The organism is Kitasatospora sp. NPDC001309 (assembly GCF_042896295.1).
Lineage (GTDB): Bacteria > Actinomycetota > Actinomycetes > Streptomycetales > Streptomycetaceae > Kitasatospora.
Genome location: NZ_JBIAXC010000004.1, coordinates 138523 through 156540 on the forward strand (window position 1 = coordinate 138523; position 18018 = coordinate 156540).

The window sequence follows — 18018 nt, forward strand, 5'->3', positions numbered from 1 at the left end:
ACACGCCCAGCCCGCTCAGCCCGAACAGGCGATCCGCTGGGCCTGCTGCCAGGCACAGGTCGGGCACAGGGTGCTGCCCGGCTGGTCGGCGGGCAGCACCGTCGGCTCACCGCACAGCACGCAGTCGGCCCGCGGTCCCTCCGCCCCCGGGTCCTCCCGCAGCGCCGCTTCCGTCGCCCCCACCGGCACCGGCCCACAGGCCGCCGCGTCCCCGCCCACCACGGCGCCGTCCGTCCTGCTCTCACTCATGCCGCCTTCCTACTCCCCGCCCCCACCCCGCCGCAAGGCGGGCCTGCGGCCCGGGGCTAGCGTGGCCGGCATGGTTGGCACAAGCGGCACAGTCGGCACAGTCGGCACGGTTCGTGGGTCCGGGGGTCTGCGGCGGCGGTTGCGGGAGGCCCGGGCGGGCGGGCCGACGTACGCGGAGGTGGGGGCGACCCGGGGTGGGCCGTTGCCGGAGGGGTACGCGCACCTGCGCCGACGGGTGCACCTGGGGCGGGGGCCGGAGGTGCTGGAGCAGGCCGGGCGGTACGTGCTCGGGTGGGGCAGTCAGCTGGGGACCGGGTTCGCGGTGTACCCGGGCGGACCGGTCCGGGACGGGGCCACCGTGCTGCTGCGGCTGAGCCTGCCGGGCAGCCGGTGGCCGAGGCTGGTGATCCCCTGCCGGGTGGTGTGGACGGTGGCCGGGCCGGACCGGATCGGGTTCGCGTACGGGACGCTGCCGGGGCATCCGGAGTGCGGGGAGGAGTCGTTCCTGGTGTCGATGGACGCCGACGGCGAGGTGTGGTTCGAGGTGGCCGCGTTCTCCCGGCTGTCCGCCTGGTACGCCCGGCTGGGCCGGCCGGTCGCTCTGCTCTGCCAGTACCTGGCGATCGAGCGCTACCTCGCGGCCGTGGCCGGCCACGTCGCGAGGCTCGGCCCGTAGCTCAGCGGGTCGTCCGGCCCGTGGTCCCACCCGTAGCTCAGCGCGTAGTCCGGCCCGCAGCCCGGCTCGCAGGCCGGCCCGTCACTCAGCCGAGGAAGGACAGCCGCACGGTGCGGCGCGGGTTGTCGCCGTTGGTGTCGATCAGCACCACGGACTGCCAGACGCCGAGGGCCAGTTGGCCGCCGAGCACCGGGAGGGTGGCGTGCGGGGCGACCAGGCCGGGCACCACGTGGTCCCGTCCGTGGCCGGGGCTGCCGTGCCGGTGGCGCCAGCGGTCGTCGGCGGGGAGCAGCGCGCGCAGGGTGGCGAGGAAGTCGTCGTCGCTGCCCGAGCCGGTCTCCAGGACGGCGATCCCGGCGGTGGCGTGCGGGACGAAGACGTTGAGCAGCCCGTCCCGCCCGGCGGCCCGCTCGTCGAGGAACGCGGCGCAGCGGTCGGTGATGTCCAGCGCGACCTCGCGGTTGCCGGTGGTGATCTCCAGGGTGGTGGTCTGGAAGGACCCGGTCGCCCCGGCTGACGTGGAGTGGTTGTTGTCCGCCATGGCGCCATCCTGGCCCAGGTCGACCGGTCGGGCGTACTGCCTCGCCGACTGCCCACGCGGGGGCGGCGGCCTCGCGTAGGGTGAAAGGTTCAGACCAATTTGGCGGTCCCGTCTCCGGATACGCCGACGACCCGACGGGCCGGTGGTCCGTCGGGTCGTTCGTGAGCCGGTCCCGGGCCGAGGCCGCGGGCCTGCTCCAGGGTCTCAGCCGCGCCCGCCGAAGAGGCTGCGGCGCAGCCGGCGCAGCGGCGCCAGCAGCGAGACCCGGGTGTGGCGACGGCGGGCCGCCGCCGGGGTGTCGGCGCCGCGCGGCGTCAGCTCCCTTATCAACCCGAGCGCCTCGGCGGTGTCCACCGCCGGGAGCGCGGGCGCGCCGAGCACGGCCAGGTGTCGCTCGATCCGGCGGCCGGTCGCGCCGACACCGCACTGGACCGCCGGCACACGGGGCCGAGTCCGCACTTGCATGTGTTCCATCAGTTTTCCCACCCCTACGAGGCGCCAGGGCCGTGAGGCGAAGACTATCCGTGAGGGACGGCCTTCGCGCAACCGTCCTCGGTGTTGTGCCACCGTACCGTGCGGCGTCAACTGACGATGCACCAGGGGCAGCTCGGGCGGTCACGACTAGGCATCAATGATGGTGCACGACCCGCCATTCGTCACCAGGGCCAGGAGGCGCGGCCCCGGCGTCCGTCCGCGCGGTGCACGCCGCGCGCAGGCGGGTGCGGGCGGGCCCGAGCCGGCGTACGACAGGCACTCCCGCGGCGCCGACTGCGACCTCGACTGCGGCGTCGACGAATCGCCCCCATATAGGGGACAGTCGCGAGGTCGACAAAACGATCACCAGCGGGTGGTCGACCGCACGCAAGCCGATTCATGAAGTGAACACATACGAGGGATTGACTCGCGTCGATCCTCCAAGCAGTATCTGAGGCACGCACCGGTGCCCGCACCGCACGCAGGTGCGTGTTCGAGTCGTGAAGCGACTCGATCGAACTCCGGCTCCTGCGGGCCACTGCCCGGTCACCTCGACGCTGCGGTGACCAGGCCCGTACGGTGCCCGGACCGGCGGCCGGCCGTAGAGGGTCGGCCCGGCCGCCACCAGACTGCCGGTGCCACCCCGTTCCGGGGCCAGGCACCGGCGGTCCCGGACCGGTGATCACCCCCGCTCCGACCCCCGGCGCACCCGGTGGCCGCCCCCGTCCCGTCCCGGGCGGACGTCCCCGCAGGTCGCACCGCGTGGATCGGTAGACTCGGCCAGCGTGTCCCTCCTCCTCAGCATCGTGCTCCCGGTCCACGGCGTGGAGCGGTACCTGCCGCGCTGCCTCGACTCGATCCTCGGCGAGACCCCCGCCGCCGAGACCCGCTTCGAGGTCATCGCGGTCGACGACCTCTCCCCCGACGGCTCCGGCGCGATCCTGGACGCCTACGCCGCCCGCGACCCCCGGCTGCGCGTGATGCACCTCACCGAGAACCAGGGCCTCGGCGGCGCCCGGGCCGCCGCCCTGCCGCAGGCGCGCGGCGAGTACGTCTGGTTCGTGGACAGCGACGACTGGCTGCCCGAGCGGACGGTCGGCGTGATCCTGGACGAGCTGACGCAGGAGCGCCGCCGCGAGGCGCCCGCCGACGTCCTGCTCACCGACTTCACCCACGTCTACCCGGACGGCGGGAGCGAGCCCAACCCCTGGCGGCACGTGCTGGTCGGCTCCCCGCTGGTCGAGGGCTGCACGGTGGCCGAACACCCGGCGCTGTTCCAGACCGTGATGTCGGTGTGGAACAAGGTGTTCCGCCGCGCGTTCCTGGAGGGCCTCGGGGTCTCCTTCGGCCGCGGCTACTACGAGGACATCTCGGTCACCTACCCCGCGCTGCTGGCCGCCGGGCGGCTGCGCTACCTCGACCGCCCCTGCTACAACTACCGGCGCGGCCGGGACGGCGCGATCACCGCCACCGCCTCCCCCAAGCACGCCGACGTGTTCGCCCAGTACGACGCCATCTTCGCCTTCCTGGACCGGTGCGAGCGCCCGGACGGCCCCGGACGGCCCGTCCCGCCGGCGCTGCGCACCCTGGTCTTCGACCGGACCGTCCGGCAGGCGCTGAACGTCTACGACACCCCCGGACTGGTCCCGGTCGACCGGCGCCGGGACTACTTCCACCGGGTCGCCGCGCACTTCGAGCGCCACCGCCCGGCCGACTACCGCTTCCCCGGCGGGGTGCGCGGCGTGCAGTACCGGCTGGCCTCGCGCGGCGCCCGGATCGCGTACGCCGAGCTGCGCCGCACCGGCCGGCTGCCGCGCGAACTCAAGCGCGGGGCACGGGCGGTGGCCCCCGCGGTGAAGAAGGGCGTGCGCAGCGGCGCCCGGTTCACGGCGTACAACGCGTTCCGCCGCCTGCCGCTGGACGAGCACCTGGCGGTCTACGCCGCGTACTGGCACCGGGGTTACGCGTGCAGCCCGGCGGCGATCTACGAGAAGGCGAAGGAACTCGCCCCGCAGATCCGCGGCGTGTGGGTGGTGGAGAACCGCCGGCAGGCCGACGCGATGCCGCCCGGCGTCCCGTACGTGATCGTCAACACCCCGGCGTACCTCAAGGCGATGGCGACCGCGAAGTACTTCGTGAACAACGTCAACTTCCCGCGCACGATGGCGAAGCGGCCGGGCACGGTGCACGTCCAGACCCAGCACGGCACCCCGCTCAAGGCGATGGGGATGGACCTGCGGGGCCGCCCCGAGGCCGCCGCCGAGGGGATGGACTTCGACCGGCTCCAGGAGGCCGTCGACCGCTGGGACTTCCTGGTCTCCTCCAACCCGCACACCAGCGAGCACTTCGCCCGGGCCTTCCCGGGCCGCTACGAGATGCTGGACACCGGCTACCCGCGCAACGACCGGCTGGCCAACTCCACCCCGGGGGAGGTCCTGGCCATGCGCGAGCGGCTGGGGCTGCGGCCCGGCACCACGTCGGTGCTGTACGCGCCGACCCACCGCGGCGGCAAGGGCGGCTACGTGCCGCTGCTGGACGTGGCGGAGCTGGCGCGGGCGCTGGGCCCGCGGTTCACGCTGCTGGTGCGCACCCACTACTTCCACGCCGACGGCCCGGGCGACCTGACGGCCGGTGAGGACGCTGCGGAGATCGTGGACGTGTCGGCGCACCCGGTGGTCGAGGACCTCTACCTGGCGGCGGACGCGCTGGTGACGGACTACTCGTCGATGATGTTCGACTACGCGGTGCTGGACCGACCGGTCGTCATATTCGCTCCGGACTGGGAGGAGTACCAGCGCGAACGCGGCGTGTACTTCGACCTGTTCGCCCAGCCGCCGGGCGCGGTCACGGTCGACGCGGCGGGGCTGGCGCGGGCGCTGCGCGCGGGCGACCCGGAGCCGGGTGCGCGCAAGCGGTTCCGGGAGAGGTTCTGCGTCTGGGACGACGGCGGGGCGGCGGAGCGGGTGGTGCGCCGGGTGTTCCCGGTGGCTCCGACGGACAGGCCGTAGGGCGGGCGGCAGGACGGACGGGAGGACGAACGACGGGGCCTGCGGACGGGACCGGTGCCGCCGGTACGGCGACCGGCCCCGTCCGTGCGGGCTCAGCGCTGGCGGGCGGCCAGGAACTCCTCGAAGTCCAGGTAGCCCTGGTGACGGGTGTCCATCGCGTGGATCAGCGCCTCGGCCATCGAGATGGTGACGCTGTGGTCGCCCATCTCGTTGGCGGCCAGCGCGTACTCGGCCGGGGTGATCTTGCCGTCGCCGTTCTTGTCGAAACGGTCGAACATCTCCTTGATGGCCGCGACGCTCTCCATCGTTCCTCCTGGGTACTGCAAATTCTTGCTCGGTTCGGACGGCCGTACCCTACCCGGCCGTGGTGTTCGCCACGGTCGGCGGGAGTGGACGGGCTCCCGGGTGGGTGTCGTAGTCTGCGGGTCTGATTGCTGGCCCGGACTCCTCCGGGGCGGTCGTTCGTCCAGGGAGGGAACCCGTGCTCGACCTCGCCACCAGGCTGGTGCTGAAACCCGTTTCACGCGGGATCTGGCGTCCGGCCATCGAGGGCATCGAGAACGTGCCGCGCAAGGGCGGGGTGATCCTGGCCAGCAACCACCTGTCGTTCATCGACAGCGTGGTGATCCCGCTCACCGCCCCGCGCCGGGTCCACTTCCTCGCCAAGGCCGAGTACTTCACCGGCACCGGGCTCAAGGGCCGGCTCTCCAAGGGCTTCTTCGAGTCGATCGGCGCGGTTCCGGTCGAGCGCGGCACCTACCGCTCCGCCCAGGCCTCGCTGGAGTCGGCGCTGGAGATCCTGGAGGACGGCAAGGCCTTCGGCATCTACCCGGAGGGCACCCGGTCGCTGGACGGCCGGCTCTACCGGGGCAAGACGGGGGTCGCCTGGCTCGCGCTGACCGCGGGCGTCCCGGTCGTCCCGGTGGCCCTGGAGGGCCCGGAGCAGATCCTTCCGGTGGGCAAGCGGCTGCCGCGGATCAAGAAGGTGACCGTCCGCTTCGGCGAACCGCTGCACTTCGACGAGCTGCACGGGCAGGCCCGTTCGCTGAAGGCCCGTCGCCAGGTGACCGACGAGGTGATGGCGGCGATCCAGCGGCTCTCCGGCCAGGAGGTCGCGGACGGCTACAACGAGGTGCCGAAGGCGGCCTGAGCGCCGCGTCTCCGGCCTCCTGACGATCCGCGCGACCGGTACGAACGCGTGACCGGCGATCCGCGCGGCCGGAACGACCACCCGCGACCGGTGATCCGCGCGACCGGTACGACTACGCGTGACCGAGGGCGGCGTCCGACAGGGACGCCGCCTCCGGCGTCTCCCGGCGCAGCAGCGCCGCGTACCGTCCGTCCCGTTCCACCAGCTCCTCGTGGGTGCCGAGTTCGACCACCCGGCCGCGGTCCAGGACGGCGATCTGGTCGGCGGAGCGGACGGTGGAGAGCCGGTGCGCGATGGTGATGGTGGTCCGGCCGGCGGCCAGGGTGTCCACGGCCTGCTGGACGGCGTGTTCGGTGCGGTTGTCGAGCGCGCTGGTGGCCTCGTCCAGGATCAGCACGGGCGGGTTGCGCAGGATGGTGCGGGCGAGCGCGAGGCGCTGCTTCTCGCCGCCGGAGAAGCGGTAGCCGCGTTCGCCGACCAGGGTGTCGTAGCCGTCCGGGAGGGCGGCGATGGTGTCGTGGATCTGCGCGGCCCGGGCGGCCTCGACCAGTTCGGCGTCGCTGGCGCCCGGCTTGGCGAAGCGCAGGTTCTCGGCGACCGAGGCGTGGAAGAGGTAGGTCTCCTGGGAGACCACGCCGACCGCGCGGGCCAGGGTGTCGAAGGACAGCTCGCGCACGTCCACGCCGTCCAGGGTGACCCGGCCGTCGGTGACGTCGTACAGCCGCGGCACCAGGTAGCTGAGGGTGGTCTTGCCCGAGCCGGTCTCGCCGACGACGGCCAGGGACGTCCCGGCCGGGACCTTGAGCTCGACGCCGTCCAGGGTGGGGCGCTCCTGCTCGGGGTCGTACCGGAAGTCGACGGCCTCGAAGCGGACCTCGCCGCGGATGTCGGCCAGGGTGACCGGGTGCGGCGGTTCGGCGATCTCCACCGGCAGGTCGAGGTACTCGAAGATGCGCTGGAAGAGCGCGAGCGAGGTCTGCACGTCCACGCCGGTGGAGAGCAGGCTGACGGTCGGGCGGAACAGGCCCTGCTGGAGGGTGACGAAGGCGACCAGGGTGCCGACCGAGACGATCGGCGCCCCGGCGGCGGAGGTCAGTCCGGCCGCCCAGTAGATCAGCGCGGGCATGGCGGCCATCACGATCATGATGGTGTTCATCCGCCAGCGCCCGGCCATGCTGGAGCGCACCTCCAGGTCGGCGAGCTGGTCGGACTGCTCGGTGAACTCCCGGGCCAGCGAGTCGGAGCGGCCCATGGTGCGGCCGAGCAGGATGCCGCTGACCGACAGTGACTCCTGGACCGCCGAGCTCATCGCGGCGAGCTGCTTCTGCCGCTCGGTGGTGATCTTCTTGCGCTCCTGGCCGACCCGGCGGCTGATCCAGACGAACAGCGGGAGCAGCACCAGCGAGATGACGGTCAGCCGCCAGTCGAGGGCGACCATGGCGACGATCGAGGCGATCACGGCGGTGAGGTTGGAGACCAGGCTGGTCGCGGTGGAGGTCACCGTGGACTGCATGCCGCCGATGTCGTTGGCGATCCGGGACTGCACCTCGCCGGTGCGGGTGCGGGTGAAGAAGGCCAGCGACTGCCGTTGCAGGTGGCCGTAGACGGAGGTGCGCAGGTCGTGCATGACGCGCTGGCCGACGGTGGTGGAGATCAGCGTCTGCAGCACGTTGAAGACGCTGTTCACCACGGCGGTGAGGATCATCCCGAGCGCGAGCAGGCTGAGCAGCCCGGTGCGGCCCTGCGGGATGGCGGTGTCCAGCACGGCCTTGAGCAGGAACGGCGAGACGACGGACACCACGGCGGAGGCGGCGACCAGCAGCCCCACCGTGGTGAGCCGGCCCCGGTAGGGGCGGAAGAGCGCGATGATGCGGCGCCACTGGGCCGGCGGGCGGGGGTCGCCCTCGGCGCGTTCGGGCGGGGTCCAGTTGATGGCGGGCCTCAAGTACGGGCCTCCCTGGGTCGGGCGCGCCGGGGTGCGGGCGCGGACGGGGGTGCGGCGGCCGGACGGACACCAGCATAGCGAGAGTAGCTCATAGTTAGGCAAGCTAATAGTGAGGGTGGCTCTATTCCCTCGCGCTGGATTCCCTCGCGCTGGATCCCCTCCTGCTGGAGCTGTCCCCGCCCGGCCGACCGGCCGCCGCGCGTGTCAGTTCGTCCGGTACGTGCGCGCCGCCTTCGAGGACAGCCCGCCGAGCTTGCCGGACGGCAGCACCCGGGCGAGCGCCACGGCCAGCTTGTAGCGCTTGCCCGGCACGGACACCGAGCGACCGCGGGCGAGGTCACGCATCGCCTCGTCCACCACCCGCTCGGCCGAGAGCCAGGACCAGGCGGGGATGTTGCCCGTGCCCATGCCCGCCCGCTGGTGGAACTCGGTCCGGGTGAAGCCCGGGCAGAGCGCCATCATCCGCACGCCCGTCCCGCCGAGGTCGCGCAGCACGCCCTGGGTGAAGCTGACCACCCAGGCCTTGCTCGCCCCGTACGTGCCGCGCGGCAGGAAGGCCGCCACCGAGGCGACGTTCACGATCGCGCCCCGGCCGCGCTCGCGCATCCCCGGCAGGGCGGCCGTGGTCAGCCGCAGGATCGCCTCGACGTGCACCTTGAGCATGTCCAGCTCGTCCTGGAGCGGGACGGTCCCGAAGGCGCCCTTGTTGCCGAAGCCGGCGTTGTTGACCAGGAGGTCCACCGGGCGGGCGGCGTCCGCGAGCCGGGCCTCGACGGCGGCGATGCCCTCGTCGGTGGCGAGGTCGGCGGTCAGCACCTCCGTCTCCGCGCCGTACTTGAGCTGCAGGTTCGCGCTCGCGCGCTCCAGGCGCTCGGTGTCGCGGGCCACCAGGACGAGGCGGTAGCCGCTGCGGGCGAGCCGGCGCGCGAACGCGGCTCCGATGCCGGCGGTCGCGCCGGTGATCAAGGCTGTGGTCATGCCCAGACCGTACCGACTCACCGCAGCCGCGCCCACACCCAGGGCAACGTCCCAGCTCAGCGGGCTGCGGATGCAGGCACCGGATCGTGCTCGTAGTGTCGGACAGGGGCATCGCCCGACCGGGTGATGAAAACCAGACGAGGAGGCACATCTGATGCTTACTCAGTTCCGGACCGAAACCGCTTCGGCGTCACGCAGCGCGACGCTCGCCGAGGCCGAGACACTCGCGAGCCTGATGGTGGAGGACGAGGCCGTCGTGTCCGACGCGCCCACGTACTCGCCCGAGGCCGCCGGTGTCCTGCTGGCGCTGATCCTGCTGTCGCCGAAGCAGCCCAAGGAGAAGCCGACCCGGTGAGCCCCGGGCGGCCCGACCGCCGGGCCGGTTCGCCACGGCGGACCGGCCCACTCCGTACCGGGACCCAGCGCCCGCAAGGGAGGCACCACCGATGCCGTTCGCCGAGACGCCGCTGCGCGACACCTACGCCGCCGCCGTGGAACAGGTGGCGGGCCGGACCCTCGACGCCCTCCGCAACGGAGACGGCGCCGCCGCGATCGTGGACCCGGACACCGCCGCCACGCGCCCGCTGCTGGCCGCGGTACGCGTGCTCGGAGCGGACCTGTTCGCCCCGCAGCTGTTCACCGGAACCGAACCGGACGGCCCCACCGCGGCCCTCCTGTCCGAAGGACGACGCGCCTTCCCGGCACCCGCGCCGGCCTCGCCCGAGGCGGAACTGGTGATCGGGTGGCAGGACTGGGCGGCCGGCCAACTGCTCGCCCGCACGCCGTACGGGACCGCCGGAGCACAACCGGCCCCGCTCCCCGACCCGGACGCCATGGGCTGGCAGGCCTGGTCGGTGCGGATGGCACAGCTGTCCGCGCTCGCGCTGCCGGGCCTCGACGGTCCGGTGCACGAGACGGCCCGGACGAACACGTCGGCGCTCGCCCGCGGCACCGTCCGCGCCATGCTGCGCCGCGACCTCACCACCGCCGCCCGACTCACCCGCTGGCTCGCCCGGGCCGCCGCCGACGGCCACCCGTCGCGACTGGAACTCGAACCCGTCCTGGAGCGGATCCGGCTGGCCGGCGACGGCAGCGCCCGCACCGGACTGGAGCTGGAAGCCGCCCGCCGACTGCTCCTGCGCTCCCGGCCGCCGACCGCCGAAGGGAACCGGGCACCGTGACCGACACCCTCGTCCTCGCCACCGCCCAACGGCTCGCCTCCCGCGCGCTGGGCTGGCTGCACACCTCCCACCGCAACGGCCTGGGCCGGATCCCCGACGACATCGTCATCGACCTCGCCGACCCCAACGACGTCTACAAGCCGCTGGGCGAAGTCGCCCTGGCCGCCTCGCTCGTACTGCGCGACGGCGTCACCGGGCCCGCCGACAGCCGGGCCGCGCAGGAACTGCTCGACCACGCCTGGGCACAGTTGCGCGAGGGCGACCTGCTCTACGAGCGGCAGCTGCGCCACCTGACCATGACCGACCCGCTGGAGACCTACGCCCACTTCGCCCGGGCCGGGTACCGCCACCCCGCACTGGAGGAACTCCTCGACTCGCTCAGCCGGTTGCGGTCCGTGCACGCCGCCGAGGTCCAGCCCAACCGGCGGCTCGCCGTGGCCAACGCCCGACGGATCGTCGGGCTCGGCCACCGGCCGGACTGGTCCGCCCTGGCCGCCGGCACCTGGCTCGGCGCGACCCCCGAGCCCTGGACCGTCAACTGGATGACCGGCTACCAGGTCACCCACACCGTGTTCCACCTCACCGACTGGGGCGCCCGCCCGGACGGCCTGCCCGCACCGATGCGCGACTACCTGCGCGACTGGCTGCCGGTCTGGCTCGACATCTGGGCGGAGATCGGACAGTGGGACCTGGTGGCCGAACTCCTCGTCGTCGACGCGTGCATCGGCGAACCGGCCACCGGGCGGCAGGGCTGGGAGGCGCTGGCCACCGTCCAACGCGAGGACGGACTGCTCCCCCGAGACACCGACCCCGTCGACGAGGACCCCGAGCGGGCGTTCCGCGACCACGAGCACACCGCCGTCGTCGCGGTGGTCGCCGGGGACATCACGCTCGCCCGGGCGCTCGGCGCGACCACGGCGGCCGGGTGAACCCGGCCCCCGGACTCGACCCGCTGGTCGCCCGGGCGGTGCGGGCGGCCGGGCCGCATGCCACCGCCGTCACCGTCGCCGTCGCACGAGGGGGCGCGGAGGAGATCCGGTGCCACGGACGGCTCGGGCACCGGCCGACCGCGCCGCCGTGCACCCCGGACACCGTCTTCGAACTCGGCTCGGTGACCAAGACCTTCACCGCGCTGCTGCTGGCCGACCTGGCCGTACGCGGTGAACTCGCCCTGGACGACCCGGTGGAGAACCGGCTGCCGCCCCACTGGCGCCCGGCGCGCGTCCGTTCCACCGAACCGATCCGCCTGCTGCACCTGGCCACCCACACCTCCGGCCTGCCCCGCCTACCGCCGGGGCTGCTCGCGAGCGCCGCGCCGGCCTGGTCCAGCAACCCCTACGCCGCGTACGGCGACGAGCAGTTGAGGGAAGGACTGGCCCGAACCACCGTACGCGGGACGCCGGGCAGCCGGTACGGGTACTCCAACTACGGGGTCGCGCTCCTCGGCCGGGCCCTGGCCGAGACCGCCGCGATGCCGTACGGGGAGCTGCTCGCCGAACGGATCTGCCGACCGCTGGGGCTGCGCTCCACGGGCTGCTCACCGGACACACCGGGGCAGGCGGTCGGACACCGGCGCGGGCGGGCGCTGCCGCCCTGGCGGATCCCCGGCCTCCCGGGCGCCGGCGCGGTACGGGCGAGCGGGGCCGACCTGATGCGCTACCTGAGGCTCCATCTCGACGGGGCGGACGGCGAGTTGGGGGCAGCGGCGCGGGACGTCCAGCGCTTGAGGCTGCGGCTGCCGCACTCGACCGACCGGCTCGGCCTGGTCTGGATGCACCGGCAGTCGGGCGGGCGGGACCTGTACTTCCACTCCGGCGGCACCCGGGGGTTCACCGCCTTCGTCGGATTCGCGCCGGAGGGACCGGCCGCCGTCGCCGCGCTGGCCAACACCGCGCCCGCGCTCAACGGACGGTTCGTGCAGGCGGGGTACGAGCTGCTGCGGGCCGCCGCCCGGGCTGGCTAGACGGCCACCGCCTTGGCCCGGTCGGCGGCGATGTGCACCGCCAGACCGGCGAGCACCGTGCCCATCACGTACCGCTGGACGCGCAGCCAGGCCGGGCGGCGGCCCAGGAAGCCCGCGATGCCGCCCGCAGTCATCGCGATCAGGCCGTTCACGGTGACCGCGATCACGATCTGGACCAGGCCCAGCACCAGGCTCTGCAGGGCGACGTGGCCGCGCTCGGGCGCCACGAACTGGGGCAGCAGCGAGATGTACACGATGGCGATCTTGGGATTGAGCAGGCAGGTCAGAAAGCCCATCGCGAACAGGCGGCGCGGCGGGTCCGGCGGCAGCTGCTGCGGGGCGAAGACCGCCGCACCGCCGGGCTTGACCGCCTTCCAGGCCAGCCAGAGCAGATAGCCGGCGCCGGCCAGCTTGATCCCGGTGTAGAGGGCGGGGACGACCGAGAAGACCGCGGCCACTCCGGCCGTCACCGCGACCAGGTAGACCAGGAAACCGGTCGCGACGCCCGTCAGCGAGACCAGTCCGGCCCGGCGGCCCTGGGATATCGAGCGGGACACCAGGTAGATCATGTTCGGTCCCGGCGACAGCACCATGCCCAGCGCCACGGCGGCGATGCCGAGCACGGCGTGGCCGTCCACGGCGGATGTCAACGTGTCCCACGCATCCAGCTCGTCCATGCGAGGAGGCTAGGGCGCGGAGCCGCCTCGATGCAATGATGGCTTTGCACTCGGTGCAATGGGCCCCCGGCCTCCCGGGGCGCGAAGGAGTGGGGGACCGATGGACGACTACCGGCTGATCGCGGACGAGGTCGCCGCCGACATCATGACCGGACGGCTACGGCCCGGCGGGCAGCTGCCCACCCAGCGGGCCTTCGCCCGCCGCCGGGGCATCGCCGCCTCGACCGCCGGCCGGGTCTACCGCGAACTCGCCCGGCGCGGGCTGACCGTCGGCGAGGTCGGCCGGGGCACCTTCGTCCGGGCCGGGCGCGGTACGGCGGCCGACGACGGGCGGATCCCGCTCGCCGAACCGGCCGACGCGCCGATCGACCTGGAGCTCAACTACCCCACCGTGCCCGGGCAGTCCGAACTGCTGGCCGCCGCACTGGCGCCGCTGCTGCGGGCGGACGCGCTCGGCGAGGCGCTGCGGCCGGTCGGCGCGGCGGGGACGGCGGCCGCCCGGCGGGCCTTCGCGGACCTGCTGTCGACGGATGCGGGCGACTGGGGCGCCGACCCCGGGGAGCTGCTGTTCGCGGGCAACGGGCGGCAGGCGGTCGCGGGGGCGCTCGCCGCGCTGGTGCCGCCCGGGCGGCGACTGGGGGTCGAGGCGCTGACCTACCCGGTGGTCAAGGCCGTGGCCGGACAGTTGGGCATCCGGCTGGTGCCGCTCGCGGTCGACGAGCACGGGCTGCGGCCCGACGCCCTGGCGGCGGCCCACCGCGCGGCGCCGCTCAGCGCGGTGTACGTCCAGCCCCGGCTGCACAACCCGCTCGGCACCAGCCTGCCGCCCGAGCGAGCGGCGGCCCTGGTCGGGGAACTGCGCCGACTGGACCTGCCGGTGGTCGAGGACGCGATCTGGTCCTTCCTACGGCCCGGGTCGGCTCCGCTCGCCGCGCTGGCGCCCGAGCGGACGGTGCTGGTCGACAGCCTCTCCAAGCGGCTCGCCCCCGGACTGACCACCGGGGTCGCGGTCGTCCCGGACGCGCTGCGCGAGCGGGTCGCGGGGGCGCTGCGGGCCGGCGGGTGGACGCCGAACGGCTTCGCACTGGAGGCGGCGGTGCGCTGGATCGGGGACGGGACACCGACCGCGGTGGCGGCGGCGAAGCGGGCGGACGCGACCGCCCGGCAGACGCTGGCCCGGGAGGTGCTCGCCGGACAGCGGCTGCGGGCGGACCCGTGCTCGTACTACCTGTGGTGGGAGCTGCCGGGGGCCTGGCGGGCGGAGACCTTCGTCGCCGCGGCCGCCCGGGCGGGCATCTCGGTCACACCCGCGGCTGCCTTCGCGGTGGACCCGCGGAGCACGCCGTCCGCGGTACGGGTGGGGCTGGCCTCACCGCCGTTGCCGGTGCTGGGGTGGGCGCTGGGGGTGCTGGCGGGGATCGCGGGGGCGGGTGAGGGTGGCGGGTGACGACTGACAGATGACAGATTTCGAAAGTTGTTATCCGTCATCTGTTATCCGTCATCTGTCAGTTGTCAGCTGTTCGCTGTCAGCCGTCAGTCCCCCGCCCCGTCCGCTCCCTCCGCACCGCGGTGTCAGCCGCGCCGCCGGCCCCGACCGCGCGCAGGCGGGAGGCGGCGGTGGCCGCGAGCTGCGGGGCGAGCTTGGCGACGTCGCGGGAGCCGACCACGGCGATCAGGCTCGGCAGCAGCCAGCGCACCGGCTGCATCCCGCGCAGCCACGCCTGGGCGTACACATGGGCCGAGCGCCGGGCGATCCCGGCGACGATCCGGTCCACGGCCGGCTCCAGCGGGTACGTCTTGTTGGCCGGCCACGGCAGCCGGCTGCGCATCTGCTTGAGTACGGCGTCCTCGTCGGCACCGCGCACCATGTCGGTGTCGGTCCAACTCAGGTACCCCACACCGACCTTGACGCCCTGGTAGGCGACCTCGGCGCGGATCGAGTGGGCGAAGGCCTCCACCCCGGACTTGCTGGCGCAGTAGGCGCTCATCAGCGGTGCGGGCGTGAGCGCGGCGAGCGAGGCGATCTGCAGCAGGTAGCCGCGGCTCTCGGTGAGGGCCGGCAGGAAGGCCCGCGCGGTGGCGACGCTGCCGAGCAGATTGACCTCGATCACCCGGCTGAACGCCCGGTGGTCGCTGTCGGCGAGCGGTCCGCCGATCGCGATCCCGGCGTTGGCGACCACGGTGTCGATCCGCCCGTAGTGCTCCTTGATCCGCTCGGCGGTGTCAGCGAGCGCCTCCAGATCGGTGACGTCCACCTCCCACGCCGTGGCTGCGGCGCCGCACTGCGCCGCGACGGCCTTCAACTCCTCGGGTTCCAGGCCCAGTAGCGCGACCCTGGCCCCGCGCCGGGCCAGCTTCCGGGCCAGCGACGCGCCGACTCCACGGGCGGCCCCGGTGACCACCACGACCTGCGCGGACAGCGGCGGGATGGCATTCATGCGACGGTGGTCCTCTCGACGGCGGGATCGACGGCAGGATCGACGGCAGGGTCGACGGCGGGGTCGACGGCGGGAGCAAGGTCGACGGCAGGAGCAGGGTCGACGGCAGGAGCGGGGGCGGGGACGGAAGCGGTCCCGGTGGGTGCACCCGCCAGGTGGGCGGAGGCCATCCGGTGGATCTCGGCCGCGACCTCCGCCGGACGCTCCAGCGGCGCCATGTGACCGACCCCGGGCAGCAGCAACAGCCCCTGTGGGTCGACGAGTTCGGCGACCATCCGGTGGGCGTGCACCGGCGGGGTGAGACGGTCCGCGGTGCCCGCCACCACGGCGGTGGGGGCGGTGATCCGGCCGAGCCCGGCCCGTACGTCCAGCCGGTCGAGCACTCCGGCCCAGTGGTAGCGGACCGCGGCCGGGCAGGCGTGCACGATCCGGGCCGTCGCCTCGACCTGCCCGGCAGGTGAACCCGGCCCCATGGTCGCGTACTTGAGCGCGGCCCGGCTCACTCCCGAGACCGGCCCGAGCGGCATCCGGGAGCGCAGCAGCTGCCGGTGCAGGAAGCGCCGCAGACGCGGGGCGCGCAGGCCGTCCGGCAGGACGGTGAGTTCGGCGACCAGGTCGGCCGGGCCGGTGGAGATCAGGACGTTCGCGGCGGTGCGCTCGGCGACCTCGGGGCGGCCGCCGGCGGCCATGATGGTCATGCCCCCCATGCTGTGCCCGGCCAGCACGGCCCGCTCCCCCGCCGGGACGGTCCGCGCGAGCACGGCGGCCAGGTCCTCGGCGAGTGCCCGGGTGGAGTAGCGGGCCCGGCTGGGCGGGATCTCGCTCTGCCCGTGGCCGCGCTGGTCGTAGGCCACCAGCCGGTAGCGGTCGGAGAGTTCGCGGATCACCGGGGCCCAGAAGGCGGTCGAGCAGGTCCAGCCGTGGGACAGCACCACGGTGGGAGCGCCGGGTTGGCCGTGCACCTCGACGTGCAGTCGGATGCCGTCCGCCGATCGGATGCTCAACTCCTCGACGGGCGTGGGCTGGACGTACTCGGCGGGGAGCTGGACGGTGCTCACGCGGTGGCCTCCTGGGCGGCGGTGGAAGCGGCGGGACGGGTGGTCCTCGGCCCGGTGCGCATGATCAGCTCGTACTCGCCCAGGTCGACCTTGCGGGTGGCGCGGCGGAAGGAGGTCGTGGAACCGGGCCAGAGCACGGTGTTCTTGCCGCTCGGGTCCAGGTACCAGCTGCGGCAGCCGCCGGTGGTCCAGACGGTGCGGTCCATCCGGTGCTGGAGTTCCAGGTTCCACTGCCGCTGGGCCCGGACGGTGGGCTGCATGGCGGCGGCGCCCACCGTGTCGAGCGTGGTCAACGCGTCGATCATGTAGTTCAGTTGGGACTCGATCATGAGGATCATCGAGCTGTTGCCGAGGCCGGTGTTGGGGCCGATCACGAAGAAGAGGTTCGGGAAGCCATGCACGGCCGAGCCGCGCAGCGCCTCCATCCCGTCCTTCCACTCCTCGGCCAGGCTGGTCCCGTTCGCGCCGAACACCCGGGCTCCGACGGGCATGTCGGTGACGTGGAAGCCGGTGCCGAAGACGATGGCGTCGACCTCGTGCTCGCTGCCGTCGGCGGCCACCAGGGTGGAGCCGCGCAGTTCGCGCAGGCCGGAGGAGACGACCTCGGTGTTGGCCGCGGCGAGCGCCGGGTAGTAGGTGTTGCTGAGCAGGATGCGCTTGCAGCCGATCCGGTAGTCCGGGGTGAGCCTGGCGCGCAGCGCCGGGTCCGCGACGCCCTGGGCGATGTGGCGTTCGGCGAGCTGCTGGACGACGCGCAGCAGCCCGGGGCGGCGCACGAAGGCGTCGACCTGCATCTCGCGGAGCGCGAACAGGGTGCCGCGGCGGATCTTGGCGGTGACCGGCAGCCGGCCGTGCAGCCACTTCTCCAGCTGGCTGATCTCGCGGTCGCGGCGCGGCAGGACCCAGGCGGGGGTGCGCTGGAAGACGGTCAGCTTGCCGACCTTCGGCTGGATCGACGGGATGATCTGGGCGGCGGAGGCGCCGGTGCCGACCATCGCCACCCGCTTGCCGGCCAGGTCGAAGTCGTGGTCCCAGCGGGAGGAGTGGAAGACCTTGCCGGGGAAGGTGCTCAGGCCGGGCAGGTCGGGGATCTGCGGGTCGGCGAGCGGTCCGGCGGCGGAGACGACGGCGTCGGCGGTCCACTGGCCGGCCGCGGTGGTGATCCGCCAGCGGGTCTGCTCGGCCTCCCAACGGGCCTCCAGCACCTCGGCGTTGAAGCGCAGGTGGGGGCGTATCCCGAAGACGGTGGCGACCTTCTCCAGGTAGGCGCGGATGTCTGGCTGGCCGGAGAAGCTGCGCGGCCAGTCGGGGTTGGGCGCGAAGGAGAAGGAGTAGAGGTGCGAGGGCACGTCGCAGGCGCAGCCGGGGTAGCTGTTGTCGCGCCAGGTGCCGCCGACCGAGTCCGCGCGCTCCAGGACGACGAAGTCGGTGATGCCGGCGCGGCGCAGTCGGACGGCCGCGCCGAGGCCGCCGAAGCCGGAGCCGATCACGGCCACCCGCACGTGCGGTACGGCCTCCGTCGCGGCGCCGGGGTCGGGCGCCGGGGTCGCGCCGGGGCGGGGGCGCTTGCTGCTGGATGCCATGCGGCCTCCTCCTGAGGGTGGGGCGGTGGTCTTCACGCTCTTCCGGGGGCGGCGCCCTCGGAAACCTCCGGGGCCGTGCCCCGGAACCCTGCCAATC

Annotated in this window: 18 protein-coding genes; 8 read left to right on the top strand and 10 right to left on the bottom strand. The window is 73.7% G+C overall.

Going from position 1 to position 18018, the window contains the following annotated elements:
• Positions 1–15: 15 nt before the first annotated feature.
• Positions 16–249, bottom strand: a complete 234-nt coding sequence (locus ACFY2K_RS05950) for a hypothetical protein (protein WP_380589919.1) — start codon at positions 247–249, stop codon at positions 16–18.
• A 178-nt stretch (positions 250–427) separates the two neighbouring features.
• On the opposite strand from ACFY2K_RS05950, the gene ACFY2K_RS05955 reads away from it, so the two are divergent.
• Entirely contained in the window at positions 428–925 is a 498-nt protein-coding gene (locus ACFY2K_RS05955) for a DUF1990 family protein (protein WP_387709813.1), read from the top strand.
• 85 nt (positions 926–1010) lie between these two features.
• Here ACFY2K_RS05955 and ACFY2K_RS05960 read toward each other — a convergent pair whose 3' ends face one another.
• Positions 1011–1466, bottom strand: a complete 456-nt coding sequence (locus tag ACFY2K_RS05960) for a YjbQ family protein (RefSeq protein ID WP_380521061.1) — start codon at positions 1464–1466, stop codon at positions 1011–1013.
• A 204-nt stretch (positions 1467–1670) separates the two neighbouring features.
• A complete protein-coding gene (locus ACFY2K_RS05965) occupies positions 1671–1940 on the bottom strand; it encodes a hypothetical protein (protein WP_375891376.1) in 270 nt (89 codons plus the stop codon).
• A 785-nt stretch (positions 1941–2725) separates the two neighbouring features.
• Between ACFY2K_RS05965 and ACFY2K_RS05970 the strand changes: the two genes are divergently transcribed.
• The gene (locus ACFY2K_RS05970) at positions 2726–4948 is read left to right on the top strand and encodes a CDP-glycerol glycerophosphotransferase family protein (protein ID WP_387709815.1); all 2223 of its coding nucleotides are present in this window, start codon (positions 2726–2728) and stop codon (positions 4946–4948) included.
• Positions 4949–5040: 92 nt separating this feature from the next.
• Here ACFY2K_RS05970 and ACFY2K_RS05975 read toward each other — a convergent pair whose 3' ends face one another.
• A complete protein-coding gene (locus ACFY2K_RS05975) occupies positions 5041–5253 on the bottom strand; it encodes an EF-hand domain-containing protein (RefSeq protein WP_375891373.1) in 213 nt (70 codons plus the stop codon).
• Between the two features lie 176 nt (positions 5254–5429).
• On the opposite strand from ACFY2K_RS05975, the gene ACFY2K_RS05980 reads away from it, so the two are divergent.
• On the top strand, positions 5430–6098 hold the full coding sequence (locus tag ACFY2K_RS05980) for a lysophospholipid acyltransferase family protein (protein ID WP_375891371.1): 669 nt from the start codon (positions 5430–5432) through the stop codon (positions 6096–6098).
• A gap of 112 nt (positions 6099–6210) precedes the next feature.
• Here ACFY2K_RS05980 and ACFY2K_RS05985 read toward each other — a convergent pair whose 3' ends face one another.
• Both ACFY2K_RS05985 and ACFY2K_RS05990 read right to left on the bottom strand, forming a co-directional pair.
• The gene (locus ACFY2K_RS05985) at positions 6211–8043 is read right to left on the bottom strand and encodes an ABC transporter ATP-binding protein (RefSeq protein ID WP_387709818.1); all 1833 of its coding nucleotides are present in this window, start codon (positions 8041–8043) and stop codon (positions 6211–6213) included.
• Between the two features lie 204 nt (positions 8044–8247).
• Positions 8248–9021 (bottom strand): SDR family NAD(P)-dependent oxidoreductase, encoded by a 774-nt coding sequence (locus ACFY2K_RS05990; RefSeq protein WP_380404085.1) that lies wholly within the window; start codon positions 9019–9021, stop codon positions 8248–8250.
• A 154-nt stretch (positions 9022–9175) separates the two neighbouring features.
• On the opposite strand from ACFY2K_RS05990, the gene ACFY2K_RS05995 reads away from it, so the two are divergent.
• The 4 genes from ACFY2K_RS05995 to ACFY2K_RS06010 all read left to right on the top strand — a co-directional run bounded on the left by ACFY2K_RS05995 (position 9176) and on the right by ACFY2K_RS06010 (position 12165).
• Positions 9176–9376 carry a hypothetical protein gene (locus tag ACFY2K_RS05995; RefSeq protein ID WP_375891366.1) on the top strand — a complete coding sequence of 67 codons (201 nt, stop codon included), beginning with the start codon at positions 9176–9178 and terminating at the stop codon, positions 9374–9376.
• Between the two features lie 91 nt (positions 9377–9467).
• Positions 9468–10202 (top strand): hypothetical protein, encoded by a 735-nt coding sequence (locus ACFY2K_RS06000; protein ID WP_387709820.1) that lies wholly within the window; start codon positions 9468–9470, stop codon positions 10200–10202.
• Positions 10199–11131, top strand: coding sequence for a DUF6895 family protein (locus tag ACFY2K_RS06005; RefSeq protein ID WP_375891362.1), 933 nt, complete (start codon positions 10199–10201; stop codon positions 11129–11131). Before ACFY2K_RS06000 ends, ACFY2K_RS06005 begins: the two co-directional genes overlap by 4 nt.
• A complete protein-coding gene (locus ACFY2K_RS06010; protein ID WP_387709822.1) occupies positions 11128–12165 on the top strand; it encodes a serine hydrolase domain-containing protein in 1038 nt (345 codons plus the stop codon). The genes ACFY2K_RS06005 and ACFY2K_RS06010 overlap by 4 nt, the downstream gene beginning before the upstream one ends.
• Here the strand turns inward: ACFY2K_RS06010 and ACFY2K_RS06015 are convergent.
• Positions 12162–12842 carry a LysE family translocator gene (locus ACFY2K_RS06015; protein ID WP_380521046.1) on the bottom strand — a complete coding sequence of 227 codons (681 nt, stop codon included), beginning with the start codon at positions 12840–12842 and terminating at the stop codon, positions 12162–12164. The two genes, ACFY2K_RS06010 and ACFY2K_RS06015, sit on opposite strands and share 4 nt — an antisense overlap.
• Positions 12843–12942: 100 nt before the next feature.
• Between ACFY2K_RS06015 and ACFY2K_RS06020 the strand changes: the two genes are divergently transcribed.
• Positions 12943–14289, top strand: coding sequence for a PLP-dependent aminotransferase family protein (locus ACFY2K_RS06020; protein WP_380521044.1), 1347 nt, complete (start codon positions 12943–12945; stop codon positions 14287–14289).
• A 79-nt stretch (positions 14290–14368) separates the two neighbouring features.
• Here the strand turns inward: ACFY2K_RS06020 and ACFY2K_RS06025 are convergent, their stop codons facing one another.
• The 3 genes from ACFY2K_RS06025 to ACFY2K_RS06035 are packed head-to-tail and all read right to left on the bottom strand — an operon-like array spanning position 14369 to position 17921.
• Positions 14369–15280: an SDR family oxidoreductase gene (locus tag ACFY2K_RS06025; RefSeq protein ID WP_387709824.1), complete on the bottom strand. Its 912-nt coding sequence runs from the start codon at positions 15278–15280 to the stop codon at positions 14369–14371.
• Positions 15277–16338 carry an alpha/beta fold hydrolase gene (locus ACFY2K_RS06030; RefSeq protein WP_387709826.1) on the bottom strand — a complete coding sequence of 354 codons (1062 nt, stop codon included), beginning with the start codon at positions 16336–16338 and terminating at the stop codon, positions 15277–15279. Before ACFY2K_RS06030 ends, ACFY2K_RS06025 begins: the two co-directional genes overlap by 4 nt.
• Positions 16335–17921 (bottom strand): flavin-containing monooxygenase, encoded by a 1587-nt coding sequence (locus tag ACFY2K_RS06035; protein WP_380521038.1) that lies wholly within the window; start codon positions 17919–17921, stop codon positions 16335–16337. Before ACFY2K_RS06035 ends, ACFY2K_RS06030 begins: the two co-directional genes overlap by 4 nt.
• Positions 17922–18018: the final 97 nt, after the last annotated feature.

What these genes read in the sequence shown, in the direction of transcription:
- ACFY2K_RS05950 (WP_380589919.1), bottom strand. Translation starts at nt 249, where the DNA reads ATGAGTGAGAGCAGGACGGACGGCGCCGTGGTGGGCGGGGACGCGGCG.
- ACFY2K_RS05960 (WP_380521061.1), bottom strand. Translation starts at nt 1,466, where the DNA reads ATGGCGGACAACAACCACTCCACGTCAGCCGGGGCGACCGGGTCCTTC.
- ACFY2K_RS05965 (WP_375891376.1), bottom strand. Translation starts at nt 1,940, where the DNA reads ATGGAACACATGCAAGTGCGGACTCGGCCCCGTGTGCCGGCGGTCCAG.
- ACFY2K_RS05975 (WP_375891373.1), bottom strand. Translation starts at nt 5,253, where the DNA reads ATGGAGAGCGTCGCGGCCATCAAGGAGATGTTCGACCGTTTCGACAAG.
- ACFY2K_RS05990 (WP_380404085.1), bottom strand. Translation starts at nt 9,021, where the DNA reads ATGACCACAGCCTTGATCACCGGCGCGACCGCCGGCATCGGAGCCGCG.
- ACFY2K_RS05995 (WP_375891366.1), top strand. Translation starts at nt 9,176, where the DNA reads ATGCTTACTCAGTTCCGGACCGAAACCGCTTCGGCGTCACGCAGCGCG.
- ACFY2K_RS06000 (WP_387709820.1), top strand. Translation starts at nt 9,468, where the DNA reads ATGCCGTTCGCCGAGACGCCGCTGCGCGACACCTACGCCGCCGCCGTG.
- ACFY2K_RS06015 (WP_380521046.1), bottom strand. Translation starts at nt 12,842, where the DNA reads ATGGACGAGCTGGATGCGTGGGACACGTTGACATCCGCCGTGGACGGC.
- ACFY2K_RS06020 (WP_380521044.1), top strand. Translation starts at nt 12,943, where the DNA reads ATGGACGACTACCGGCTGATCGCGGACGAGGTCGCCGCCGACATCATG.
- ACFY2K_RS06025 (WP_387709824.1), bottom strand. Translation starts at nt 15,280, where the DNA reads ATGAATGCCATCCCGCCGCTGTCCGCGCAGGTCGTGGTGGTCACCGGG.
- ACFY2K_RS06035 (WP_380521038.1), bottom strand. Translation starts at nt 17,921, where the DNA reads ATGGCATCCAGCAGCAAGCGCCCCCGCCCCGGCGCGACCCCGGCGCCC.